Annotated in this window: 39 protein-coding genes; 35 read left to right on the plus strand and 4 right to left on the minus strand. The window is 34.0% G+C overall.

Annotated elements, in window-relative coordinates; translation table 11 throughout:
* Positions 1-15: 15 nt before the first annotated feature.
* Positions 16-186, minus strand: coding sequence for an SE1832 family protein (locus tag NST35_RS03175; protein ID WP_002447321.1), 171 nt, complete (start codon positions 184-186; stop codon positions 16-18).
* 141 nt (positions 187-327) lie between these two features.
* Here NST35_RS03175 and NST35_RS03180 point away from each other — a divergent pair, with 141 nt between their 5' ends.
* Positions 328-1236 (plus strand): AEC family transporter, encoded by a 909-nt coding sequence (locus tag NST35_RS03180; protein ID WP_002457946.1) that lies wholly within the window; start codon positions 328-330, stop codon positions 1234-1236.
* Between the two features lie 197 nt (positions 1237-1433).
* Here the strand turns inward: NST35_RS03180 and NST35_RS03185 are convergent, their stop codons facing one another.
* Positions 1434-2225 (minus strand): glucose 1-dehydrogenase, encoded by a 792-nt coding sequence (locus tag NST35_RS03185; protein WP_002457945.1) that lies wholly within the window; start codon positions 2223-2225, stop codon positions 1434-1436.
* Positions 2226-2252: 27 nt separating this feature from the next.
* Positions 2253-3116: a GRP family sugar transporter gene (locus tag NST35_RS03190; RefSeq protein WP_002457944.1), complete on the minus strand. Its 864-nt coding sequence runs from the start codon at positions 3114-3116 to the stop codon at positions 2253-2255.
* A 295-nt stretch (positions 3117-3411) separates the two neighbouring features.
* Between NST35_RS03190 and NST35_RS03195 the strand changes: the two genes are divergently transcribed.
* Entirely contained in the window at positions 3412-5547 is a 2136-nt protein-coding gene (locus NST35_RS03195) for a DNA topoisomerase III (RefSeq protein WP_002457943.1), read from the plus strand.
* A 112-nt stretch (positions 5548-5659) separates the two neighbouring features.
* On the plus strand, positions 5660-6994 hold the full coding sequence (locus NST35_RS03200; RefSeq protein WP_002447326.1) for an NCS2 family permease: 1335 nt from the start codon (positions 5660-5662) through the stop codon (positions 6992-6994).
* 56 nt (positions 6995-7050) lie between these two features.
* Here NST35_RS03200 and NST35_RS03205 read toward each other — a convergent pair whose 3' ends face one another.
* A complete protein-coding gene (locus NST35_RS03205) occupies positions 7051-7449 on the minus strand; it encodes a hypothetical protein (protein WP_002447327.1) in 399 nt (132 codons plus the stop codon).
* Positions 7450-7804: 355 nt separating this feature from the next.
* Between NST35_RS03205 and rpsJ the strand changes: the two genes are divergently transcribed.
* From rpsJ to NST35_RS03365, 32 genes are all read left to right on the plus strand, one after another.
* Positions 7805-8113, plus strand: coding sequence for a 30S ribosomal protein S10 (gene rpsJ, locus NST35_RS03210; RefSeq protein WP_001118667.1), 309 nt, complete (start codon positions 7805-7807; stop codon positions 8111-8113).
* Between the two features lie 27 nt (positions 8114-8140).
* On the plus strand, positions 8141-8803 hold the full coding sequence (gene rplC, locus NST35_RS03215) for a 50S ribosomal protein L3 (protein ID WP_002447328.1): 663 nt from the start codon (positions 8141-8143) through the stop codon (positions 8801-8803).
* Between the two features lie 28 nt (positions 8804-8831).
* Positions 8832-9455: a 50S ribosomal protein L4 gene (gene rplD, locus NST35_RS03220; RefSeq protein ID WP_001829775.1), complete on the plus strand. Its 624-nt coding sequence runs from the start codon at positions 8832-8834 to the stop codon at positions 9453-9455.
* On the plus strand, positions 9455-9730 hold the full coding sequence (gene rplW, locus NST35_RS03225) for a 50S ribosomal protein L23 (RefSeq protein ID WP_032604482.1): 276 nt from the start codon (positions 9455-9457) through the stop codon (positions 9728-9730). The genes rplD and rplW overlap by 1 nt, the downstream gene beginning before the upstream one ends.
* Before the next feature lie 28 nt (positions 9731-9758).
* Positions 9759-10592 carry a 50S ribosomal protein L2 gene (gene rplB, locus NST35_RS03230; RefSeq protein WP_002447329.1) on the plus strand — a complete coding sequence of 278 codons (834 nt, stop codon included), beginning with the start codon at positions 9759-9761 and terminating at the stop codon, positions 10590-10592.
* A 66-nt stretch (positions 10593-10658) separates the two neighbouring features.
* Entirely contained in the window at positions 10659-10937 is a 279-nt protein-coding gene (gene rpsS, locus NST35_RS03235; RefSeq protein WP_001829710.1) for a 30S ribosomal protein S19, read from the plus strand.
* 27 nt (positions 10938-10964) lie between these two features.
* A complete protein-coding gene (rplV, locus tag NST35_RS03240) occupies positions 10965-11318 on the plus strand; it encodes a 50S ribosomal protein L22 (protein WP_001829734.1) in 354 nt (117 codons plus the stop codon).
* A gap of 23 nt (positions 11319-11341) precedes the next feature.
* The gene (rpsC, locus tag NST35_RS03245) at positions 11342-11995 is read left to right on the plus strand and encodes a 30S ribosomal protein S3 (RefSeq protein ID WP_001829791.1); all 654 of its coding nucleotides are present in this window, start codon (positions 11342-11344) and stop codon (positions 11993-11995) included.
* Between the two features lie 2 nt (positions 11996-11997).
* Complete coding sequence (rplP, locus tag NST35_RS03250; protein ID WP_001829782.1) at positions 11998-12432, plus strand: 50S ribosomal protein L16; 435 nt, start codon at positions 11998-12000, stop codon at positions 12430-12432.
* Positions 12422-12631 (plus strand): 50S ribosomal protein L29, encoded by a 210-nt coding sequence (rpmC, locus tag NST35_RS03255; protein ID WP_000644737.1) that lies wholly within the window; start codon positions 12422-12424, stop codon positions 12629-12631. Before rplP ends, rpmC begins: the two co-directional genes overlap by 11 nt.
* A gap of 24 nt (positions 12632-12655) precedes the next feature.
* The gene (gene rpsQ, locus NST35_RS03260) at positions 12656-12919 is read left to right on the plus strand and encodes a 30S ribosomal protein S17 (protein WP_002432741.1); all 264 of its coding nucleotides are present in this window, start codon (positions 12656-12658) and stop codon (positions 12917-12919) included.
* 30 nt (positions 12920-12949) lie between these two features.
* Positions 12950-13318, plus strand: coding sequence for a 50S ribosomal protein L14 (gene rplN, locus NST35_RS03265; RefSeq protein WP_001829742.1), 369 nt, complete (start codon positions 12950-12952; stop codon positions 13316-13318).
* Between the two features lie 41 nt (positions 13319-13359).
* Complete coding sequence (gene rplX, locus NST35_RS03270) at positions 13360-13677, plus strand: 50S ribosomal protein L24 (protein ID WP_002447331.1); 318 nt, start codon at positions 13360-13362, stop codon at positions 13675-13677.
* A 25-nt stretch (positions 13678-13702) separates the two neighbouring features.
* Positions 13703-14242, plus strand: coding sequence for a 50S ribosomal protein L5 (rplE, locus tag NST35_RS03275; protein WP_001829778.1), 540 nt, complete (start codon positions 13703-13705; stop codon positions 14240-14242).
* A 22-nt stretch (positions 14243-14264) separates the two neighbouring features.
* The gene (locus NST35_RS03280) at positions 14265-14450 is read left to right on the plus strand and encodes a type Z 30S ribosomal protein S14 (RefSeq protein WP_001829713.1); all 186 of its coding nucleotides are present in this window, start codon (positions 14265-14267) and stop codon (positions 14448-14450) included.
* A 30-nt stretch (positions 14451-14480) separates the two neighbouring features.
* The gene (rpsH, locus tag NST35_RS03285) at positions 14481-14879 is read left to right on the plus strand and encodes a 30S ribosomal protein S8 (protein ID WP_001829768.1); all 399 of its coding nucleotides are present in this window, start codon (positions 14481-14483) and stop codon (positions 14877-14879) included.
* Between the two features lie 24 nt (positions 14880-14903).
* Positions 14904-15440 carry a 50S ribosomal protein L6 gene (gene rplF / locus NST35_RS03290; RefSeq protein ID WP_001829740.1) on the plus strand — a complete coding sequence of 179 codons (537 nt, stop codon included), beginning with the start codon at positions 14904-14906 and terminating at the stop codon, positions 15438-15440.
* A gap of 31 nt (positions 15441-15471) precedes the next feature.
* Positions 15472-15834, plus strand: coding sequence for a 50S ribosomal protein L18 (gene rplR, locus NST35_RS03295; RefSeq protein WP_002457942.1), 363 nt, complete (start codon positions 15472-15474; stop codon positions 15832-15834).
* A gap of 20 nt (positions 15835-15854) precedes the next feature.
* Positions 15855-16355 (plus strand): 30S ribosomal protein S5, encoded by a 501-nt coding sequence (gene rpsE / locus NST35_RS03300; protein WP_237622619.1) that lies wholly within the window; start codon positions 15855-15857, stop codon positions 16353-16355.
* A 16-nt stretch (positions 16356-16371) separates the two neighbouring features.
* Positions 16372-16551 carry a 50S ribosomal protein L30 gene (gene rpmD / locus NST35_RS03305; RefSeq protein ID WP_002432330.1) on the plus strand — a complete coding sequence of 60 codons (180 nt, stop codon included), beginning with the start codon at positions 16372-16374 and terminating at the stop codon, positions 16549-16551.
* 16 nt (positions 16552-16567) lie between these two features.
* Positions 16568-17008 (plus strand): 50S ribosomal protein L15, encoded by a 441-nt coding sequence (rplO, locus tag NST35_RS03310; RefSeq protein ID WP_001829796.1) that lies wholly within the window; start codon positions 16568-16570, stop codon positions 17006-17008.
* A complete protein-coding gene (gene secY, locus NST35_RS03315; protein WP_002447333.1) occupies positions 17008-18300 on the plus strand; it encodes a preprotein translocase subunit SecY in 1293 nt (430 codons plus the stop codon). The genes rplO and secY overlap by 1 nt, the downstream gene beginning before the upstream one ends.
* A 17-nt stretch (positions 18301-18317) precedes the next feature.
* On the plus strand, positions 18318-18965 hold the full coding sequence (locus NST35_RS03320) for an adenylate kinase (protein WP_002447334.1): 648 nt from the start codon (positions 18318-18320) through the stop codon (positions 18963-18965).
* A gap of 188 nt (positions 18966-19153) precedes the next feature.
* Positions 19154-19372, plus strand: coding sequence for a translation initiation factor IF-1 (infA, locus tag NST35_RS03325; RefSeq protein WP_001829792.1), 219 nt, complete (start codon positions 19154-19156; stop codon positions 19370-19372).
* A 31-nt stretch (positions 19373-19403) separates the two neighbouring features.
* The gene (gene rpmJ, locus NST35_RS03330; RefSeq protein WP_001829709.1) at positions 19404-19517 is read left to right on the plus strand and encodes a 50S ribosomal protein L36; all 114 of its coding nucleotides are present in this window, start codon (positions 19404-19406) and stop codon (positions 19515-19517) included.
* Between the two features lie 22 nt (positions 19518-19539).
* Positions 19540-19905, plus strand: coding sequence for a 30S ribosomal protein S13 (gene rpsM, locus NST35_RS03335; protein ID WP_001829703.1), 366 nt, complete (start codon positions 19540-19542; stop codon positions 19903-19905).
* Positions 19906-19927: 22 nt separating this feature from the next.
* Positions 19928-20317, plus strand: a complete 390-nt coding sequence (gene rpsK, locus NST35_RS03340) for a 30S ribosomal protein S11 (protein ID WP_001829725.1) — start codon at positions 19928-19930, stop codon at positions 20315-20317.
* 76 nt (positions 20318-20393) lie between these two features.
* Positions 20394-21338, plus strand: a complete 945-nt coding sequence (locus NST35_RS03345; RefSeq protein WP_001829787.1) for a DNA-directed RNA polymerase subunit alpha — start codon at positions 20394-20396, stop codon at positions 21336-21338.
* A 16-nt stretch (positions 21339-21354) separates the two neighbouring features.
* Positions 21355-21723: a 50S ribosomal protein L17 gene (gene rplQ / locus NST35_RS03350; protein ID WP_001829718.1), complete on the plus strand. Its 369-nt coding sequence runs from the start codon at positions 21355-21357 to the stop codon at positions 21721-21723.
* Between the two features lie 330 nt (positions 21724-22053).
* Positions 22054-22863, plus strand: a complete 810-nt coding sequence (locus NST35_RS03355) for an energy-coupling factor transporter ATPase (RefSeq protein WP_002457941.1) — start codon at positions 22054-22056, stop codon at positions 22861-22863.
* Complete coding sequence (locus NST35_RS03360) at positions 22860-23720, plus strand: energy-coupling factor transporter ATPase (RefSeq protein WP_002457940.1); 861 nt, start codon at positions 22860-22862, stop codon at positions 23718-23720. Before NST35_RS03355 ends, NST35_RS03360 begins: the two co-directional genes overlap by 4 nt.
* On the plus strand, positions 23710-24516 hold the full coding sequence (locus NST35_RS03365) for an energy-coupling factor transporter transmembrane component T family protein (RefSeq protein ID WP_032604481.1): 807 nt from the start codon (positions 23710-23712) through the stop codon (positions 24514-24516). The genes NST35_RS03360 and NST35_RS03365 overlap by 11 nt, the downstream gene beginning before the upstream one ends.
* Positions 24517-24518 lie beyond the last annotated feature (2 nt).

Below are 24518 nucleotides of genomic sequence, written 5' to 3' on the forward strand. Positions count from 1 at the left end.
TCAACGTGCTAAATTTTAGGATTGTTGATTTAATTTTGAACGTACATAGGCGATTTCTTGTTCAATATTTTCAAGTTGTTTAAGTAGAGGGTCAATATCTTGATGAAGCGACTCACGTTTTTCTAAATCGTTTTGTAATCGTGTATAATCATATTTAAGTTCTGATAACTTTGAATTCAAGTCCATCGTATCATTCTCCTCTTCAAAGGGTTAATAGTAGTAATTTTTACATTTAATAAAGATTATATCACGAAATACGATACTTCTAAATAAGAGGGACACGATATCAAAGTACTCATTTGTATAAACTAGAAAGAAGGAATCAATGTGACTGAACAATTTGTCATAATTATATTATTAATAGCACTTGGTTATTTTCTTAAACGTATGAATTACTTGAAAGCAACTGATAGTCAAGTACTTTCAACTTTAGTGTTAAATGTTACATTACCTTCACTCGTTATAGTTAACTTAAATAGTGCGAAATTAGATGTATCTTTTTCAATATTGCCTATAATGATGATTATTTACGGTATAGTAGCTAAAATTATCGTAATTTGGTTTTTTAGAAAATATGATAACCATATGCGTGGTTCTGTTGGTATGATGACTGGATCTATGAATATTGGTTTGTTTGCATATCCTTTGGTTGAAGCGATATGGCCATCTAAAGGTATGATATATTTTGGAATGGTTGATATTGGTGGGGCCATTATCATGTTTGGTATTACTTATTTTGTAGGAAGTTATTATAGCGAAGGTAGTGACCAATTTAACTTCAAATTTTTAGGAAAAAAATTAGTTCAATCAGTCCCATTAGTAACCTATATGATTATGTTTGGATTGAATATGTCTCATATTCATATATGGCAACCAGCTATTGATTTCTTTAGTGTATTATCAAAGGCGAATATGCCTTTATCCATGATATTATTAGGTGTAATGCTTAATTTTAGTATTGAGAGAGAATACCTCCCTGTAACAATAAAATATCTTTGTTTACATTACGGGTTAGGTGTGTTAGCTGGAACACTAGTTCACTTTTTATTACCTGTATCTGATGATATGATTAAAACAACCTTGCTTATAACGTGGTTATTACCAGTAGGAGTAGCAATCATACCATATTCGATTCAATTCAAATATAAGACATTACCATTTGTTGGAATGGTAACTAATTTAACCATTATTATTAGCATTATCATTTTGTATATTTATCAAGCTGTATTTGTATAAAAATTGATTGCACAATCAATATGCTCATTTATATATAACTAAAAAAAGCTATGAAGAAATATATCATTGTAGATATCTTCATAGCTTTTTATTATAGCTTGTAACTTATATTCAGCCGATGACTGATGCTTTTTAAGACTACTATTCACTATCAAATGATGACACTTTATTTCTAGTTAAAATTGAAAAAATGAAACTTAGCCTTTACCACCCATAAATGCTGGATAGTTCATCATGCCACCATCAACGTACAATGTTGTACCGTGTATATAACTTGCAAGATCTGAAGATAGGAATAGTACTGCATTAGCTATATCTTGGGCATTTCCAATTTCACGTGCGGGTATCATTTTTATTGTTTCTTCACGCGTCGTTGGGTCAGAAAATTTTTCTTCAGTGTGTTCAGTAAAAATTGCCCCTGGGGATATATTATTAATACGAATACCGTGCTGAGCATATTCCATTGACATTGTTTCCATCATTAATTTTAAGCCACCTTTACTTGCGGCATAGTGTACATAATTAGGCCATGGAATAGTGTCGTGAACACTCGAAATGTTAATAATAGTACCTTTTTTGTTTTCCTTTAAAAATTGATTGATGGCTTCTCTTGAACCAACAAAGGCGCCAGTTAAGTTTATGTCAATAACTTTTTGCCAGTCATCAATCGACATTTCATGAGTTGGGATTGAATTTTCGAATCCAGCATTATTAATTATAATGTCTAAAGTTCCAAAGTGATTAATTGTTGTTTCAATCATTCGTTTAATATCTTCTTCAATTGAAACATCACCTTGTACCACCAATGTTTGACCACCAAATTTAGCAACAGTTTGTTTAATTTCCTCAATTTCATCATGATGTCGATCAGAACGGTAATTTATAACAACCTTGGCCTTAGCTTTACCAAAGTTTTCAGCAATAGATTTGCCAATTCCAGTGGCAGCTCCGGTAACAAGAACCACTTTATTTTCTAATTCTTCAAACATTATGTTACCTCCCTAAAGTTTAAAATTCTATTTTAAGTTGCCTAAAATGATTGAAGCTATAACTATAACAATAATACCTGACCAAATACCAATCATTTGGCGACGATCTTTTTTCTCCCCTAGAATAAAGATACCCCCTAAAGTTGAAACAATAACTAGGAGTTGTGATAATGAGAAACTAGTTGCAACACCAACTTTAGGTTGTGAATAAAACATAAATAAGTTACCGATACCCCAGATAACACCTGGTATAAGATTTAAAGCAGTAGATTTAATTGAAGTATTATGGTTCATTGAAAGAACTAATCCTCCAATTGCCATACCAATTGATTGGAAGAAGAGAGCATCTGTACCGCTTACTCCAAAAATATCTCCAAGAACTACATAACCTACGTAACCGATTGTTGATAGAAGTAATATTCCCATTGCTTTTTTAAATTCCGGGTTATCGGATTTGCCTTCACTTTTGGCTTTAAGTGATGTTAAAGAAATACCTACAACCAATAAAATCATTGCTATAAGTCCCAGCACTACTTGAACAATCGTGCTCCATTCACCTAAGAAAATAGCGCTAAATAGAGTGGTACCGACAAGTTGCATACCCGTTGAAATAGGCATCGTTTTAGATACACCTATTAAATGCACTGATTTTAATTGATTTCCTTGACCAAAAGCCCATAGAGCTCCTGATACTAAACCGACAATAATTACTGTTAGATTATCAAACGCTGCGTGTCCAGTACCTAGTAGAGAAAATCCGATAAAAAGTGTCCCTAAAGTTGTACCTCGAATCTGATTATATGGTCCACCACCTACAAAAACATTTATAATGACTACACTACCCCAAAACAGGGCTGGTAAAAGTGCTATCAAAAAATCTACAATTTGCACTTATTACTCACTCTCCTAAGAACAAAATTAAGTGTCCCAATTACACTCGAAGTCATTCTATAGTAATTAAAAAAAGAAGTAAAAAACAACACCTTGAAAGTGCTGAAATTTTTAGTAAGGAAAATATTCATAATAACAGATAATGAGTTTTTGAATAATATGATTGAACAAGATATGTACATATATATAACTATCTTAATTAATTTTATATATACTAATTTACAAAAAGATACATGTTACAATGTATGTAATTCTATAACATGATGTACTTTATAAATGTGAAAGGAAAATTAAAATGAAATCTTTAATCTTAGCTGAAAAACCATCGGTTGGAAGAGATATCGCTAATGCTTTGAATCTTCAACAAAAAAGTAATGGTTATATAGAAGGGAAACAGTATATTGTGACTTGGGCATTGGGGCATCTTGTGACAAATGCAACGCCTGAACAATATAACCCTTCATATAAAGAATGGAATTTAGAAGATTTACCTATCATTCCTAAGAAAATGAAAACAGTAGTGATTAGTAAAACAAATAGACAATTTAAAGTTGTAAAATCTTTAATTTTAGATAAAAATGTTAAAGAAATTATTATAGCAACAGATGCTGGACGAGAAGGTGAACTTGTAGCTCGTCTTATTTTAGATAAAGTAGGTAATAAAAAACCAATCAAGCGTTTGTGGATTAGTTCAGTTACAAAAAAAGCCATACAAGAAGGATTTAAGCAGTTGAAAAATGGCAACGCGTATCAAAATTTATATAAAGCAGCACTTGCACGAAGTGAAGCAGATTGGATAGTAGGGATTAATGCAACACGTGCACTAACGACAAAATATGATGCGCAATTATCATTAGGTCGCGTACAAACTCCAACAATACAGTTAGTTAAATCAAGACAAGATGAGATTAACTATTTTAAATCTGAAAAATATTACACGTTATCCATTAATGTTGATGGTTACGATTTAAATCTTAACCAACAAAAGCGATATAAAGATAAAAAAGAATTAGAATTGATTGAACATGAAATTAAACATCAAGAAGGAAAAATATTAGAAGTTAAAGGAAAAAATAAGAAATCTTACGCGCAACCTTTATTTAATTTAACAGATTTACAACAAGAGGCATATAAACGTTACAAGATGGGGCCAAAGGAGACACTAAATACATTACAACATTTATATGAGAGACATAAGTTAGTAACCTATCCCCGTACAGATTCTAATTATTTAACACATGATATGGTCGATACAATTCAAGAACGGTTAAGAGCAATTCTAGCTACAGATTATAAATCTCATGTTCGAGATTTAATATCTGAGACCTTTTCTTCTAAAATGCATATTTTTAATAATCAAAAAGTTTCAGATCATCATGCGATTATTCCTACGGAAGTTAGACCTTCAATTGAACAATTGAGTCAACGAGAGTTTAAAATTTATATGCTAATAGCAGAAAGATTTTTAGAAAATTTAATGAATCCTTATTTATATGAAGTTTTAACAATCCATGCACAACTGAAAGGTTACCATTTTGTTTTAAAAGAGAAAATACCTAAACAATTAGGATATAAAGCTTTAAAAGATAACCCCTCTTCGAATACTTTAACGCATTCTTTTAAAGAAGGTCAGTTATTTAATGTACATCGTATTGATATTCATGAACATGAAACAAAGGCACCGGAATATTTTAATGAAGGTTCATTACTTAAAGCCATGGAGAATCCACAAAATCACATTGATTTGAATGATAAAAAGTATGCAAAAACACTTAAACATACGGGGGGGATTGGAACTGTAGCAACTAGGGCTGATATTATAGAAAAGTTATTTAACATGAATGCTTTAGAGTCGCGAGATGGCAAAATTAAAGTTACATCAAAAGGAAAACAAATTTTAGAATTGTCTCCAAGTGAATTAACCTCACCTATACTAACAGCCCAATGGGAAGAAAAATTAATGCTTATCGAAAAGGGGAAATATAATTCTCAGAAATTCATACAAGAAATGAAAAACTTTACATTTAAAGTGGTAAATAAAATTAAAAGCAGTGAGCAAAAATATAAACATGATAATTTAACAACAACTGAGTGTCCAACATGTGGTAAGTTTATGATTAAAGTCAAAACTAAAAATGGACAGATGCTTGTATGTCAAGATCCAAAATGTAAAACTAAGAAAAATATTCAACGAAAGACCAATGCACGTTGCCCTAATTGTAAGAAAAAAATGACCTTATTCGGTAAAGGAAAAGAAGCTGTTTATAGATGTGTATGTGGCCATACAGAAACTCAATCACAAATGGACAAAAGAATGAGAGATAAAACGAATGGTAAAGTGTCACGTAAGGAAATGAAAAAATATATAAATAAAAAAGAGGAAATCGATAATAATCCATTTAAAGATGCTCTGAAAAATCTCAAATTGTAGATAAATATCGAACTTCTTTGTGACTTCAGACTAAAAAGTTCGTTTTTGGTATTGTTTTTTAAGAAATTTGATATTAAACTATTAAAGTATTTCAAATAAAGGAGCATTCATTGTGAAAAAGTACTTCCAGTTTGATAAGCATGGGACAAGTTATAAAAATGAAATTTTAGGTGGAATTACGACCTTCCTATCAATGGCATATATTCTAGCTGTAAACCCGCAAATTTTAAGTTTAGCTGGTGTAAAAGGTGCAACAAGTGATATGAAGATGGACCAAGGAGCAATCTTTGTAGCGACAGCTTTAGCAGCGTTTGTTGGATCATTATTTATGGGATTAATTGCTAAATATCCAATAGCTTTAGCACCTGGTATGGGGTTGAATGCATTTTTTGCTTTTACAGTAGTATTAACTATGGGAATTCCTTGGCAAGTGGGATTAACAGGTGTTCTATTTTCTGGTATATTCTTTGCATTACTTACTGTTACTGGTTTAAGAGAAGTTATTATCAATGCTATCCCTCATCAAATGAAGCTAGCTGTTTCGGCAGGGATTGGTTTATTTATCACATTTGTGGGGTTACAAAGTTCAGGGATAATAATTAAAAGTGATTCAACTTTAGTAAAACTAGGACATTTGACTGAGGCACCAGTACTTTTAGCTATTTTCGGAATTATTGTTACGGTCATTTTATATGCTATGAAGGTTCCTGGTTCAATTTTTGTAGGTATGATTGTAACTGCCGTAGCGGGTATGCTAACTGGTCAAATCCATCCACCATCAGGAATAATTGGAGAAGTGCCAAGTATCAAGCCAACCTTTGGTGCGGCATTTGAATCATTTAAAGATCCTGGTCAACTGTTTACAATTCAATTCCTAATTGTTATTTTAACGTTCTTATTCATTGATTTCTTTGATACAGCTGGTACGTTAGTAGCTGTTGCCACGCAAGCAGGATTGATGAAAGATAACAAATTACCTAGAGCTGGAAGAGCGTTATTCTCTGACTCTTTAGCGACTATTGTAGGGTCTGTGTTTGGTACAACTACCACAACATCATATATTGAGTCTACTTCTGGTGTAGCTGTAGGTGCTAGAACAGGATTTGCAAGTATAGTTACGGGTGTTTGTTTTTTATTAGCATTATTCTTCAGTCCGTTAATTGAAGTTGTAACAAGTGCAGTAACTACACCTGCTTTAGTCGTAGTAGGTGTGCTGATGGCGGCTAATTTTGCTGATATAAATTGGAAGCAATTTGAAGTTGCGGTACCAGCTTTTATTACAATCATTATGATGCCATTGTCTTATTCTATTGCCACTGGTATTGCATGTGGATTTATTTTTTATCCAATAACAATGATTATTACTAAAAAGTATAAAGAAGTTCATCCTATTATGTACTTTTTAATGGCTTTGTTCATATTATATTTTATATTCGTTCATAAATAATAAAAAGGAGTTGAAACGTTGAAGTTTCAGCTCCTTTTTGTATATTAGTATGAATTTTAATCATTATCTTCTTTAATCCGTTCTTTATATTGAGTATAAACGACCCTCGCATTTTTATTAGGGATATAAGTGGGTGCAACCAAGACAATAAATACAAAGAAAATCATTAAGAAGAATAAAATCCAATGAATTACCATACCTATCACTGGTAAGAACGCTATGAAAGACCCTATTAAGCCTAAGAATGGAATGACAAACATAGGTTTAATTGAGTTCTGTGAATCCACTAGTAAAATAATGATGAGTACAAGATATAGAAGAGCGTTAAACAACAATGGTTGCCATCCAAAACTTAGAATTACACTGCCTCCTAGAAATGGAATACCATAGAAAAATTCACAAACAATAAGAAAGACTCCTATGATTGCCAAAGACATTTTCACTCCATTTTTCATATTATCACTCCCATTCAACTACTATTATATATAATAATTGAGAATAATAATATTGATTTGATTTAGAATGATTAGTGAAAGAAAATAAAAAGTAAAAAAAATTCTCTAAAATGGTTGAACAACATCATCATTTAAAGTACAATTATCAAGTATGTGTTAGACAGTTATATATAAGATTACTGAAAAACCTTGAATTATCAATGTTTTTCATGTATTATATCTAATGTTGGACTTTATGAAAAGCGATGAAGCGAAAGGTTACTGACACACCCGGCCGCTTTGCCATGGCGTTGTGTGAGATAGTTTTCGTGGAGAAGTCTATCACTTAAATGTAGACGAATAAGGAGGGAAAATTATGGCAAAACAAAAAATCAGAATCAGATTAAAAGCTTATGATCATCGTGTGATTGATCAATCAGCAGAAAAAATTGTTGAAACTGCAAAACGTTCTGGTGCAGATGTTTCTGGACCGATTCCGTTACCAACAGAAAAATCAGTTTATACAATTATTCGTGCTGTGCATAAGTACAAAGATTCTCGTGAACAATTCGAACAACGTACTCATAAACGTTTAATCGACATTGTTAACCCAACACCTAAAACGGTAGATGCTCTAATGGGCTTAAACTTACCATCAGGTGTAGACATCGAAATTAAATTATAATAGAACAATATAGGAGGTGGACTTTCGATGACCAAAGGAATCTTAGGAAGAAAAATTGGGATGACACAAGTTTTCGGTGAAAATGGTGAATTAATCCCTGTAACAGTTGTAGAAGCTAGTCAAAACGTTGTATTACAAAAGAAAACTGAAGAAGTTGATGGTTATAATGCTATCCAAGTAGGTTTTGAAGATAAACAAGCATATAAGAAAGGTTCTAAATCTAATAAATATGCTAATAAACCAGCTGAAGGTCATGCTAAAAAAGCTGACACAGCACCTAAGCGCTTCATTCGTGAATTCCGTAACGTTAACGTTGACGAATACGAAGTAGGTCAAGAAGTCTCAGTTGATACATTCGAAACTGGTGACATCATTGATGTTACAGGCGTTTCAAAAGGTAAAGGTTTCCAAGGTGCTATTAAACGTCATGGACAAGGTCGTGGACCAATGGCTCACGGTTCTCATTTCCATAGAGCACCAGGTTCAGTAGGTATGGCGTCAGACGCTTCAAAAGTGTTTAAAGGACAAAAAATGCCAGGACGCATGGGTGGAAACACTGTTACTGTTCAAAACTTAGAAGTCGTTCAAATTGACACTGAAAATAGTGTGATTTTAGTAAAAGGTAATGTACCTGGACCTAAAAAAGGTTTAGTAGAGATCACAACTTCAATTAAAAAAGGTAATAAATAATTAAGAAGCGAAAGGAGGAAATTGCATAATGGCTAATTATGATGTTTTAAAAGTAGACGGATCAAAATCAGGTTCAGTTGAATTAAACGATGCAGTATTTGCTATCGAACCTAATAATAGCGTTCTATTTGAAGCTATCAACTTACAACGTGCGTCATTACGCCAAGGTACTCACGCTGTTAAGAATCGTTCAGCAGTACGTGGTGGTGGACGTAAACCATGGAGACAAAAAGGTACAGGTCGTGCACGTCAAGGTACAATCCGTGCGCCACAATGGCGTGGTGGTGGTGTAGTATTCGGACCAACACCAAGAAGCTATGCATATAAAATGCCAAAGAAAATGCGTCGTTTAGCATTACGTTCTGCATTATCTTTTAAAGTTCAAGAAAACAGCTTTACAATTGTAGATACTTTTGGTTTTGAAGCACCAAAAACAAAAGAATTCAAAAATGTATTAACTACACTTGAACAACCTAAGAAAGTATTAGTTGTAACAGAAAACGAAGATGTAAATGTTGAATTATCAGCACGTAACATCCCTGGTGTTCAAGTTACAACTGCTCAAGGATTAAATGTACTTGATCTAACAAGCGCTGACAGTGTAATCATTACAGAAGCAGCTGCGAAAAAAGTTGAGGAGGTGCTCGCATAATGGAAGCAAGAGATGTTCTTAAGCGCCCCGTAATCACTGAAAAATCTTCTGAAGCTATGGCAGAAGATAAATACACTTTCGATGTTGATATTCGTGCAAATAAAACACAAGTTAAAATTGCTGTTGAAGAAATCTTCGACGTTAAAGTTGACAGTGTAAATATTATCAACTATAAACCTAAGAAAAAACGTATGGGCCGTTACCAAGGCTATACAAACAAAAGAAGAAAAGCGATTGTTAAACTAAAAGAGGGTTCAATCGATTTATTTAACTAAAAAATTACCAATAAGGAGGTAAGCGACAATGGCTCTTAAAAAATATAAGCCAATTACGAATGGTCGTCGTAATATGACTACTTTAGATTTCGCTGAAATCACAAAAACAACACCTGAAAAGTCATTATTACAACCGCTACCGAAAAGAGCGGGACGCAATAACCAAGGTAAATTGACTGTTCGCCATCATGGTGGTGGGCACAAACGTCAATACCGTGTTATCGATTTTAAACGTAACAAAGATGGAATCACTGCTAAAGTTGATTCAATTCAATATGATCCAAACCGTTCAGCAAACATTGCATTATTAGTTTATGCTGATGGTGAAAAACGATATATCATCGCACCGAAAGGATTACAAGTAGGTCAAACTGTCGAAAGTGGTGCTGAGGCAGATATCAAAGTTGGTAATGCCTTACCATTACAAAATATTCCAGTTGGGACAGTAATTCATAACATCGAGCTAAAACCTGGTAAAGGTGGACAACTTGCTCGTTCTGCTGGTGCTAGCTCTCAAGTATTAGGTAAAGAAGGTAAATATGTATTAATCAGATTAAGATCTGGTGAAGTACGTATGATTTTATCTACATGTCGTGCAACAATTGGTCAAGTGGGTAATTTACAACATGAATTAGTAAATGTTGGTAAAGCAGGACGTTCTAGATGGAAAGGCGTTCGCCCAACTGTACGTGGTTCTGTAATGAACCCTAATGATCACCCACACGGTGGTGGTGAAGGTCGTGCTCCAATCGGTAGACCATCTCCAATGTCACCATGGGGTAAACCTACGCTTGGTAAGAAAACTCGTCGTGGTAAAAAATCTTCTGACAAACTTATCGTTCGTGGACGTAAGAAAAAATAATATTAAAAACTTATTTGGGTGTGCGGCGTAAAGCTGCACGCACACAATAAGAAGGGAGGCGCCCAAATGGCTCGTAGTATTAAAAAAGGACCTTTCGTCGATGATCACTTAATGAAAAAAGTAGAAGCTCAAGACGGAAGTGAAAAGAAACAAGTGATTAAAACATGGTCTCGTCGTTCTACAATTTTCCCAAATTTCATTGGTCATACTTTTGCAGTATACGATGGACGTAAACATGTACCTGTATATGTCACTGAAGATATGGTAGGTCACAAATTAGGTGAATTTGCTCCTACACGTACTTTTAAAGGACATGCAGCAGACGACAAGAAAACAAGAAGATAATTTTAATAAGTAGAGGAGGAAATCCTGATGGAAGCAAAAGCGGTTGCTAGAACAATAAGAATCGCACCTCGTAAAGTAAGACTTGTTCTTGATTTAATCAGAGGTAAAAATGCTGGAGAAGCTATTGCTATTTTAAAATTAACTAATAAAGCTTCATCACCAGTAATTGAAAAAGTATTAATGTCCGCTTTAGCAAATGCTGAGCACAACTATGATATGAATACAGATGAATTAGTTGTAAAAGAAGCATATGCTAATGAAGGACCAACTTTAAAACGTTTCCGCCCACGTGCACAAGGACGTGCAAGTGCAATTAATAAACGTACAAGCCACATTACAATCGTCGTAAGTGACGGTAAAGAAGAAGCTAAAGAAGCTTAATAACTTTCTAAGGAGGGAATACTGTGGGTCAAAAAATTAATCCAATCGGACTTCGTGTCGGTGTTATCCGTGATTGGGAAGCAAAATGGTATGCTGAAAAAGACTTTGCTTCACTTTTACATGAAGACTTAAAAATCCGTAAATTTATTGATAATGAATTAAAAGAAGCGTCAGTTTCTCACGTAGATATTGAACGTGCAGCAAATCGCATCAATATTGCAATCCATACTGGTAAGCCAGGAATGGTTATTGGTAAAGGCGGTTCAGAAATTGAAAAACTTCGTAACAAATTAAATACCTTAACTGATAAAAAAGTACACATTAACGTAATTGAAATTAAGAAAATTGATATTGATGCACGTTTAGTTGCAGAAAATATTGCACGTCAATTAGAAAATCGTGCTTCATTCCGTCGTGTACAAAAGCAAGCTATTACAAGAGCTATGAAAAATGGTGCCAAAGGTATCAAAACTCAAGTATCAGGTCGTTTAGGCGGAGCTGACATCGCTCGTGCTGAACAATACTCAGAAGGAACTGTTCCACTTCATACATTACGTGCTGACATTGATTATGCACACGCTGAAGCCGATACAACATATGGTAAATTAGGCGTTAAAGTATGGATATACCGTGGAGAAGTTCTTCCTACTAAGAACACTAGTGAAGGAGGAAAATAATAATGTTACTACCAAAACGTGTAAAATATCGTCGTCAGCATCGTCCAAAAACAACTGGTCGTTCTAAAGGCGGTAACTACGTAACATTTGGTGAGTATGGATTACAAGCTACAACTACGTCTTGGATCACATCTCGTCAAATCGAATCAGCTCGTATTGCAATGACACGTTACATGAAACGTGGCGGGAAAGTTTGGATTAAAATCTTCCCTCATACACCATATACTAAAAAACCTTTAGAAGTACGTATGGGTGCTGGTAAAGGTGCGGTTGAAGGCTGGATAGCAGTTGTTAAACCTGGTAGAATTTTATTCGAAGTAGCTGGTGTACCTGAAGAAGTTGCTCGTGAAGCATTACGTTTAGCAAGTCACAAACTTCCAGTAAAATCTAAGTTTGTAAAACGTGAAGAATTGGGTGGTGAAACAAATGAAAGCTAAGGAAATTAGAGACTTAACCACTTCAGAAATCGAAGAACAAATCAAATCTTCAAAAGAAGAGCTTTTTAACCTACGCTTTCAGTTAGCTACAGGTCAATTAGAGGAAACGGCACGTATTCGCACAGTAAGAAAAACGATTGCACGTCTAAAAACTGTTGCTCGTGAAAGAGAAATTGAACAAAGCAAGGCTAATCAATAATAATTGAAAGAGGAGGTTACAAAAGTGAGCGAAAGAAACGATCGTAAAGTTTATGTAGGTAGAGTTGTTTCAGATAAAATGGACAAAACAATCACTGTTTTAGTGGAAACTTACAAAACACACAAATTATACGGCAAACGAGTAAAATACTCTAAAAAATATAAAACTCATGATGAAAACAATTCAGCTAAATTAGGAGACATTGTTAAAATTCAAGAAACTCGTCCTTTATCAGCAACAAAACGTTTTCGTTTAGTAGAAATTGTTGAAGAGTCAGTAATTATTTAATCAAGATTAGAGATAAGGGAGGTTTAACGAATGATCCAACAAGAAACACGTTTAAAAGTAGCAGACAACTCTGGTGCTCGTGAAGTTCTTACAATTAAAGTATTAGGTGGATCTGGTCGCAAAACAGCGAACATTGGTGATATCATTGTATGTACTGTTAAAAATGCAACACCAGGTGGCGTTGTCAAAAAAGGTGACGTTGTAAAAGCTGTTGTAGTTCGTACAAAATCAGGTGTTCGTCGTGAAGACGGTTCATATATTAAATTTGACGAAAATGCATGTGTTATCATCCGTGATGACAAAGGCCCACGTGGTACTCGTATCTTTGGTCCTGTTGCTCGTGAATTACGTGAAGGAAACTTCATGAAAATTGTATCACTAGCTCCAGAAGTACTATAATACCAATCAAATAAATTAACATAATTTAAGGAGGTGCCTACATGCATATCAAAAAAGGTGACAACGTAAAAGTTATCGCAGGTAAAGACAAAGGTAAAGAAGGTAAAGTAGTAGCTACTGAACCTAAAAAAGACCGTGTCGTTGTGGAAGGTGTTAACGTTATAAAAAAACACCAAAAACCAACTCAATTAAACCCTGAAGGTGGAATTCTAGAAACAGAGGCAGCAATCCATGTTTCTAACGTACAATTATTAGATCCTAAAACAAATGAACCTACACGTGTAGGATATAAAACAGTTGATGGTAAAAAAGTTCGTATCGCTAAAAAATCAGGCGAAGAAATTAAAGCTAATAATTAATAACTAGTTGAAAGGAGGATCCACTTTGAACCGTTTAAAAGAAAAATTTAATACAGAAGTTACTGAAAACTTAGTGAAAAAATTCAATTATAGTTCAGTAATGGAAGTACCAAAAATTGAAAAAATAGTTGTAAATATGGGTGTAGGTGACGCAGTTCAAAATTCTAAAGTATTAGACAATGCTGTTGAAGAGTTAGAATTGATCACTGGTCAAAAACCATTAGTAACAAAAGCTAAAAAATCAGTTGCAACATTCCGTTTACGTGAAGGTATGCCAATCGGTGCGAAAGTCACTCTTCGCGGAGAAAGAATGTATGAATTCTTAGACAAACTCATTGCAGTTTCATTACCACGTGTACGTGACTTCCAAGGTGTTTCTAAAACAGCTTTTGATGGTCGTGGAAATTACACACTTGGTGTTAAAGAACAATTAATTTTCCCAGAAATTGACTACGATAAAGTAACAAAAGTTAGAGGAATGGATATTGTTATCGTAACAACTGCTAACACTGACGAGGAAGCTCGTGAATTGTTAACAAACTTCGGTATGCCATTTCGTAAATAATCTCTAAAAGGAGGCTAATAAAGTGGCTAAAACTTCAATGGTTGCTAAGCAACAAAAAAAACAAAAATTCGCTGTACGTGAATATACTCGTTGTGAACGCTGTGGTCGTCCACATTCTGTGTATCGTAAATTTAAACTATGCCGTATTTGTTTCCGTGAATTAGCTTACAAAGGTCAGATTCCTGGCGTACGTAAAGCTAGCTGGTAATAATAAGAGTCTGAAAGGAGGCAACAATCAATGACAATGACAGATCCAATCGCAGATATGCTTACTCGTGTAAGAAACGCTAATATGGTTCGCCACGAGAAATTAGAATTACCTGCGTCTAATATTAAAAAAGAAATTGCTGAAATCTTAAAGAGTGAAGGTTTCATTAAAAATGTTGAATATGTAGAAGACGATAAACAAGGTGTTATTCGTTTGTTCTTGAAATATGGTCAAAACAATGAACGTGTTATCACAGGTTTAAAACGTATTTCTAAACCAGGTTTACGTGTTTACGCTAAAGCAAATGAAGTGCCAAAAGTATTAAATGGCTTAGGTATTGCATTAGTTTCAACTTCTGAAGGTGTAATCACTGATAAAGAAGCAAGAAAACGTAATGTTGGTGGAGAAATTATCGCATACGTTTGGTAATAAATAATAAGGAGGTGCCATAACATGAGTCGTGTTGGTAAGAAAATTATTGACATTCCTAGTGACGTAACAGTAACTTTTGACGGAAGTCATGTGACTGTAAAAGGTCCAAAAGGTGAATTAGAAAGAACTTTAAATGAAAGAATGACATTTAAACAAGAAGAAAACACTGTTGAAGTTGTAAGACCATCTGATTCTAAAGAAGATAGAACAGATCATGGTACAACTCGTGCTTTATTAAATAATATGGTACTAGGTGTTTCTCAAGGTTACGAAAAAACACTTGAGCTTGTTGGTGTAGGTTACCGTGCACAAATGCAAGGTAAAGATTTAGTACTTAATGTTGGATACTCTCACCCAGTTGAAATTAAAGCAGAAGAAGGCATTACTTTCGCTGTTGAGAAAAATACAACTGTTAAAGTATCTGGTGTTTCTAAAGAACAAGTTGGTGCGATTGCTTCTAACATTCGTTCTGTAAGACCTCCAGAACCTTATAAAGGTAAAGGTATTCGCTACCAAGGTGAATATGTTCGCCGTAAAGAAGGTAAAACTGGTAAATAATAGATAACACTCTAAAGAAAGGAGTATTGAAATGATCAGTAAAATTGATAAAAACAAAGTACGTTTGAAAAGACATGCTCGTGTTCGTACTAAATTATCAGGTACAGCTGAAAAGCCACGTTTAAATGTGTATCGTTCAAACAAACACATCTATGCACAAATTATTGATGACGTTAAAGGCGTAACACTTGCTCAAGCATCATCACAAGATAAAGATATTGCAAATACATCAGCTTCAAAAGTTGACTTAGCAACTACTGTAGGTCAACAAATTGCTAAAAAAGCTAACGATAAAGGTATTAAAGAAATCGTGTTCGATCGCGGAGGATATTTATACCACGGACGTGTTAAAGCTTTAGCTGATGCTGCAAGAGAAAATGGATTAGAATTTTAATTTAAAGGAGGGACACATTCATGGCTCGTAGAGAAGAAGAAACTAAAGAATTTGAAGAACGCGTTGTTACGATTAACCGTGTTGCTAAAGTTGTAAAAGGTGGTCGTCGTTTCCGTTTCACTGCATTAGTGGTTGTTGGAGATAAAAATGATCGTGTAGGTTTCGGTACTGGTAAAGCGCAAGAGGTACCAGAAGCTATCAAAAAAGCTGTTGAAGCAGCTAAAAAAGATTTAGTAGTTGTTCCACGTGTAGAAGGTACGACTCCTCATACTATCACTGGTCAATATGGCTCAGGTAGCGTATTTATGAAACCAGCAGCACCTGGTACAGGAGTTATAGCTGGTGGACCAGTTCGTGCTGTATTAGAGTTAGCAGGAATTACTGATATCTTAAGTAAATCTTTAGGATCAAATACTCCTATTAATATGGTTCGTGCGACTATCAACGGTTTACAAAACTTAAAAAATGCAGAAGATGTTGCTAAATTACGTGGCAAATCTGTAGAAGAATTATACAATTAAGGAGGGAAAATAAGTTATGGCTAAATTACAAATTACCCTCACTCGTAGTGTTATTGGTCGTCCTGAAACACAACGTAAAACTGTTGAAGCTTTAGGTCTTAAAAAGACTAATAGTTCAGTAGTTGTTGAAGATAACCCTGCAATTCGTGGGCAAATCAACAAAGTTAAGCATTTATTAACAATTGAAGAAAAATAATTAAGGAGGTGCCGAAATGAAATTACATGAGTTAAAAGCAGCTGAAGGATCACGTCGTGTACGTAACCGTGTAGGACGTGGTGCTGCAACTGGTAACGGTAAAACAAGTGGCCGTGGTCAAAAAGGTCAAAAAGCACGTTCAGGTGGTAAAGTAAGACCAGGATTTGAAGGTGGACAATTACCTTTATTCCGTCGTTTACCTAAACGTGGTTTCACTAACATTAACCGTAAAGAATATGCTATTGTTAACTTAGACCAACTCAATAAATTTGAAGATGGTACTGAAGTTACTCCAGCTTTATTAGTAGAATCTGGTGTTGTTAAGAATGAAAAATCTGGTATCAAAGTACTAGGTAACGGTTCACTAGACAAGAAATTAACAGTGAAAGCTCATAAATTCTCAGCTTCAGCAGCAGAAGCTATTGATGCAAAAGGTGGAGCACACGAGGTGATCTAATGTTTCAAACGTTTGTACGTTTCTTTACAACTAAAGAAGTACGAAACAAGATTTTCTTCACTCTAGCAATGTTAGTTATTTTTAAAATAGGAACGTATATTCCTGCTCCAGGAGTTAATCCTGAAGCCTTTAATCATCCACAGGGATCTCAAGGTGCCACTGAGTTATTAAATACTTTTGGTGGCGGTGCCTTGAAACGTTTCTCAATATTTGCGATGGGAATCATGCCTTATATCACTGCGTCCATCGTCATGCAATTACTGCAAATGGATATTGTTCCTAAATTTACAGAGTGGGCAAAACAAGGTGAAATGGGTAGAAGAAAAATTAATAACGTAACTCGTTATTTTGCTATAATTTTAGCTTTTATCCAATCTATAGGTATGGCTTTCCAATTTAATAACTATCTTAAAGGACAACTTATTATAGAACAGTCCGTTATGAGTTATTTATTAATTGCAGTTGTATTAACAGCGGGAACAGCTTTCTTAATTTGGCTTGGTGACCAAATCACACAGTTTGGTGTTGGTAACGGTATTTCTCTTATCATCTTTGCAGGTATATTATCAACTTTACCTTCAAGTCTAGAACAATTTGCACAATCAGTGTTTGTTGGGCAAGACGATACTTCACTCGCTTGGCTGAAAATACTAGGATTGATAGTAGCGTTGATTCTACTAACAGTAGGCGCAATATTTGTTCTTGAAGCTAAACGTAAAATACCTATTCAATATGCAAAGAAACAATCTGCTCAACGATTAGGTTCACAAGCAACTTATCTACCTTTGAAAGTTAACTCTGCCGGTGTTATTCCAGTAATCTTTGCGATGGCATTTTTCTTGTTACCAAGAACATTGACTTTATTCTTCCCGAAAGCAGAATGGGCACAGAATATTGCTGATACTGCCAACCCGTCAAGCAATATTGGAATGATTATTTATGTGGTTTTAATTATTGCATTTGCATATTTTTATGCTTTTGTACAAGTTAATCCAGAGAAAATGGCAGATAACCTTAAAAAACAAGGTAGTTATGTCCCAGGAATTAGACCTGGTGAACAAACAAAAAAATATATTACTAGAGTACTTTATAGATTGACTTTTGTTGGTTCAATTTTCTTAGCGGCTATAGCTATTTTACCTATAATTGCGACTAAATTTATGGGCTTACCACAATCAATTCAAATTGGTGGTACGAGTCTTTTGATCGTAATTGGTGTAGCTATTGAAACTATGAAAACTTTAGAAGCACAAGTCACTCAAAAAGAATATAAAGGCTTTGGTGGTAGATAATTTGTAGGAGGGCATTTATGAATATCATTTTAATGGGCTTACCTGGTGCAGGTAAAGGGACTCAGGCGAGTGAAATTGTTAAGAAATTCCCAATACCACATATTTCTACTGGTGACATGTTCAGAAAAGCGATTAAAGATGAAACAGATTTAGGAAAAGAAGCTAAATCATATATGGATCGTGGAGAATTAGTTCCTGATGAAGTTACTGTAGGTATCGTTAAAGAAAGAATTTCTGAAGACGATGCAAAAAAAGGATTCTTGTTAGATGGATTCCCAAGAACTATAGATCAAGCTGAGTCATTAAGTCAAATTATGTCTGAGCTTGATAGAGAAATTGATGCTGTCATTAATATCGAAGTTCCTGAGGAAGAATTAATGAATCGTCTTACAGGTCGTCGTATCTGTGAGAAATGTGGTACAACATATCATCTTGTATTTAATCCTCCAAAGGTTGATGGTATATGTGATATCGATGGTGGAAAGTTATATCAACGCGAAGATGACAACCCAGAAACAGTATCTAATCGTTTGAGCGTTAATGTTAAACAATCTAAGCCTATTTTAGAATATTACAACAACAAAGGTGTCTTGAAAAACATTGATGGTTCAAAAGATATTGACGAAGTAACCAAAGATGTCATTGATATTTTAGATCATTTATAATAGATCAACACTATACGATCTATGTTTCAGTGAGTATTAGAGTTAAATTTAATAGAATGAGTGACAAATAACGATATTTAATTCCCGTATTTTTGTTGAACTTATATTAAACCATCACGAATAGATTCGTATCGTTAAGTTGTCTATTGACGATTACCTTACTATTGCAAAAAGGGGGAAGTTAATCAATGGCTAAACAAGATGTAATTGAATTAGAAGGTACAGTACTAGATACTTTACCAAACGCAATGTTTAAAGTAGAATTAGAAAATGGTCATGAGATTTTAGCTCACGTAAGTGGTAAAATCAGAATGAATTACATTCGTATTCTACCTGGCGACAAAGTAACTGTTGAGATGTCTCCGTATGATTTATCGCGCGGTAGAATTACTTATCGTTATAAATAATCGTCACTCCATAATATAGGGAGGTATAAAAATGAAAGTAAGACCATCAGTAAAACCAATATGCGAAAAATGCAAAGTCATTAAACGTAAAGGTAAAGTAATGGTAATTTGTGATAATCCAAAACACAAACAAAGACAAGGTTAATAAAAGAGAGGTGTAAATTAATATGGCACGTATTGCAGGAGTGGATATTCCACGTGAAAAACGCATTGTTATCTCATTAACATACGTATATGGTATTGGTACTTCAACTGCTAATAAAATTGTAGAAGAAGCTAACGTATCAGCAGATACTCGCGTTAAAGATTTAACTGACGATGAATTAGGTCGTATCCGTGAAGTTGTAGATGGTTACAAAGTAGAAGGTGACTTACGCCGTGAACAAAACTTAAACATTAAACGTTTAATGGAAATTTCATCATACCGTGGAATTCGTCATCGTCGTGGCTTACCAGTTCGTGGACAAAAAACTAAAAACAATGCTCGTACACGTAAAGGTCCAGTTAAAACAGTAGCTAATAAGAAAAAATAATAGGTAAAGGAGGCAAAATTTAATGGCACGTAAACAAGTATCTCGTAAACGTAGAGTGAAAAAGAATATTGAAAATGGTGTAGCTCACATCCGTTCAACATTCAATAATACTATCGTAACTATCACTGATGAATTCGGTAATGCATTATCTTGGTCATCAGCTGGTGCATTAGGATTCAAAGGATCAAAAAAATCAACTCCATTTGCAGCTCAAATGGCTTCAGAAACTGCTTCTAAAACAGCTATGGAACATGGCTTGAAAACAGTAGAAGTAACAGTAAAAGGACCTGGTCCAGGCCGTGAATCTGCTATCCGTGCACTACAATCTGCAGGTTTAGAAGTAACTGCAATCAGAGACGTTACTCCAGTACCACACAACGGTTGTCGTCCACCAAAACGTCGTCGCGTATAATTTTTAAATGTATTGTTACAAGTCACTGAGCAAACAGTTTAAATCTAGTCGACGTATTTAAGGAGGATATTTGTAAATGATAGAAATTGAAAAACCTAGAATTGAGACAATTGAAGTTAGTGAAGATGCTAAATTCGGTAAATTCGTTGTTGAACCACTTGAACGTGGCTATGGTACTACACTAGGAAACTCCTTACGTCGTATCCTACTATCTTCATTACCAGGTGCAGCCGTTAAGTACATCGAGATTGAAGGAGTTTTACACGAATTTTCAGCAGTAGATAATGTAGTAGAAGATGTTTCAACAATCATTATGAACATTAAAAAACTTGCATTAAAAATTTACTCTGAAGAAGATAAAACTTTAGAAATTGATGTAAAAGATGAAGGCGAAGTAACTGCAAGTGACATTACTCACGACAGTGATGTTGAGATTTTAAATCCAGAACTTAAAATCGCAACAGTGTCTAAAGGTGGACATCTTAAAGTGCGTCTTGTTGCTAATAAGGGTAGAGGTTACGCATTAGCTGAACAAAATAATACTAGTGATTTACCAATTGGTGTAATTCCTGTTGATTCACTATATTCACCTGTTGAACGTGTAAACTATACAGTTGAAAATACACGTGTAGGTCAAAGTAGTGATTTTGATAAATTAACTTTAGATGTTTGGACAAATGGTTCAATCACACCACAAGAGTCAGTATCATTAGCAGCTAAAATAATGACTGAACACTTGAATATCTTTGTAAGTCTAACTGATGAGGCTCAAAACGCTGAAATCATGATTGAAAAAGAAGAAGATCAAAAAGAAAAAGTACTTGAAATGTCTATTGAAGAATTAGACTTATCCGTACGTTCTTATAACTGCTTAAAACGCGCAGGAATCAATTCTGTACAAGAGTTAGCTGATAAATCTGAAGCTGACATGATGAAAGTGCGTAATTTAGGTCGTAAATCTCTAGAAGAAGTAAAATATAAATTAGAAGATTTAGGATTAGGATTAAGAAAAGAAGATTGATAAAGGAGGTTAACTCATGGGTTACAGAAAATTAGGTCGTACTTCTGATCAACGTAAAGCAATGTTACGTGACTTAGCAACTTCATTAATCGTTAGTGAACGCATCGAGACAACTGAAGCTCGTGCTAAAGAAGTTCGTAGTGTAGTAGAGAAATTGATCACACTTGGTAAAAAAGGTGATTTAGCATCTCGTCGTAATGCTGCTAAAACTTTACGTAATGTTGAAATTTTAAATGAAGATGACTCTACACAAACTGCTCTTCAAAAATTATTTGGTGAAATCGCTGAACGTTATAGTGAACGTCAAGGTGGTTACACTCGTATTCTTAAAGTAGGCCCTCGTCGTGGTGACGGTGCTGAATCAGTAATTATTGAATTAGTTTAATCTAGTTTTAAGACACAAGTTATAACTTAGTTGTCTAACCTTAATAAATACACATTTACTACTTATATATAAAGCAAATGAGTGCAACGATAATGTTTGCCACATACAAATATTGTCTAGCTCAGAGTACCCCATCCAACTAAATAATTATTTAAGCGTGAACTCAACATTTGATGGGGTGCGCGCTTTTTTATTTAAGCTATAGTTAATAACACTATAGCTTTTTTTATAATTCATATTACAAATGATTAAATTATACATATCTGATATACAGTCAATTTGAATTATTGTAGAATGTTTAGTGATATAAAAATATTAGGAGTGATTGATGTGAATGAGTCAAATCCTATCATTGAATTTAAAGATGTATCATTTCAATATCAAAGTGACGCTGCTTTCACATTAAATCGCGTTTCATTTTCAATACAAGCTGGACAATGGACTTCAATTGTAGGTCACAATGGCTCAGGAAAATCTACTATTGCTAAACTAATGGTAGGTATAGAAGAACCAAGTGAAGGACAAATTCTATTCCAAAATCTACCAGTAGACTCTCAGAATAAGCGAGAAGTGAGGAAACATATCGGAATTGTTTTTCAAAATCCTGATAATCAATTTGTAGGTTCTATAGTTAAATTTGATGTTGCTTTTGGTCTTGAAAACCAACTTGTTCCTCATAAAGTAATGGTATCTAAAGTTAATCAAGTATTAACCGAAGTCGATATGATAAATAAAGCAGACGATGAACCCCATTCACTTTCAGGAGGACAGAAACAACGTGTTGCCATTGCTGGGGCACTTGCACTTAATCCTGATGTGCTGATTTTAGATGAAGCGACAACGATGCTAGATCCTCACGGAAAGTCATCTTTACTTAACCTTGTAAATGAAGTTAAAGTGAATAATAATGTTACAATTATTTCAATCACTCATGATTTAGATGAAGCAATGCATGCTGATCAAATCATTGTATTGAATAAAGGAACTGTTTTTAAACAAGGAACACCTCAAGATATTTTTAAGTGCGAAGAGGCACTAATATCAGTTGGATTGGACTTACCATTTCCTTTGAAAATGAATCGACTTTTAGGTTTTGATTCAACTTATGTAACTTATGAAGGGTTGATTAAAAAATTATGAGTATACAATTTAATCAAGTGAGTTATATTTATCAACAAGGCACACCTTATGAATTTGAAGCTATTAAAGACATTTCACTAACTCTTGAACAGGGCAAGTATTATGCAATTATTGGTCAAACTGGAAGTGGGAAATCCACCCTGATTCAACATTTGAATGCTTTATTAAAGCCCACTACAGGTTCAGTCAACATTAATGGTTTAGAAGTTACAAGTAAAACTAAAGACAAGCACTTACGTCACATAAGAAAAGATGTAGGTGTAGTATTTCAATTTCCAGAATCCCAATTATTTGAAGATAGTGTTGAAAAAGAGATTGAGTTTGGACCTAAAAATTTTAATATGAACCTAAAAAATGTTAAAGATAAAGCTTTTCAACTTCTTCTTGAATTAGGTTTTTCAAGAAATGTGATGTCATCCTCTCCATTTCAAATGTCGGGAGGACAAATGAGAAAAATAGCCATTGTCTCCATTTTGGCTATGGATCCACAAGTAATTATTTTAGATGAACCGACTGCTGGGTTAGACCCGAATAGTAAACACCAAGTCATGTCTTTAATAAAGAAAATACAAATAGAAGAAAATAAAACGATTATTCTTGTCTCACATGATATGGATGATGTAGCACGTTATTCAGATGAAGTTGTAGTAATGAATAAAGGGACGATAGTAGAAAAATCAAATCCTAGAAATTTATTTAATCAGAAGTCACGTTTATTAAAATGGCATATTGATTTACCTAAAGTGGTGAAATTACAGAAAGATATCGAAAAAAAGTATAATATCTTATTTCCACAACTTGCTTTGAATGAAGAAGAGTTTGTGAAGTTGTATAAGGAGTGGCATCATGAAAAATAAATTAATCATTGGACGATATCTTCCCCTACAATCAATTGTTCATCAGCTTGATCCAAGGGTTAAGTTAATATTTGTCTTCTTTTTTATTATTTTAATTTTCTTTTGTCATTCATTAGGTACATATGCATGGTTGTTTCTTTTTTTAATCCTATTTATCAAGTTAGCACGCATTCCTTTTTGGTTTTTAATTAAAGGATTAACACCTATCTTTTTCTTCTTGATTTTCACCTTTTCTATGCATGTATTATTTACTAATGGAGGTATCATATTATTTCAATGGAAATTTATCACTATTGAATCAAATGGTGTTATGGAAGGGATTTATATATCATTAAGATTAATTTTTATAGTTATGATTGCAACAATCATGACACTCTCGACTAGTCCGATTGATTTAACAGATGCTTTTGAAAAATTATTTGCACCTCTAAAAGTGATTAAAGTACCAGTACATCAGTTGAGTATGATGATGTCAATTGCTCTAAGGTTTATACCAACGTTAATGGACGAATTAGAAAAAATTATACTTGCTCAAAAATCTAGAGGATCAGAAATAAGTTCAGGAGGTTTAATAACACGAATTAGAGCTTTTATACCTATCATGATTCCATTATTTATTTCTGCCTTTCAAAGAGCAGAAGAACTAGCTATAGCAATGGAAGTCAGAGGATATGATATTAACATCAAACGAACAAGCTATAGGTTATTGCATTGGCAATATAAAGACACAATAACAGTCTTACTTTTAATACCTATCGCTATTATATTATTTATTTTAAAATTTTCAGGAGTGTAAAT

The organism is Staphylococcus sp. FSL W8-0304, assembly GCF_038006565.1.
In the GTDB taxonomy this organism is placed as follows: Bacteria; Bacillota; Bacilli; order Staphylococcales; family Staphylococcaceae; genus Staphylococcus; species Staphylococcus epidermidis.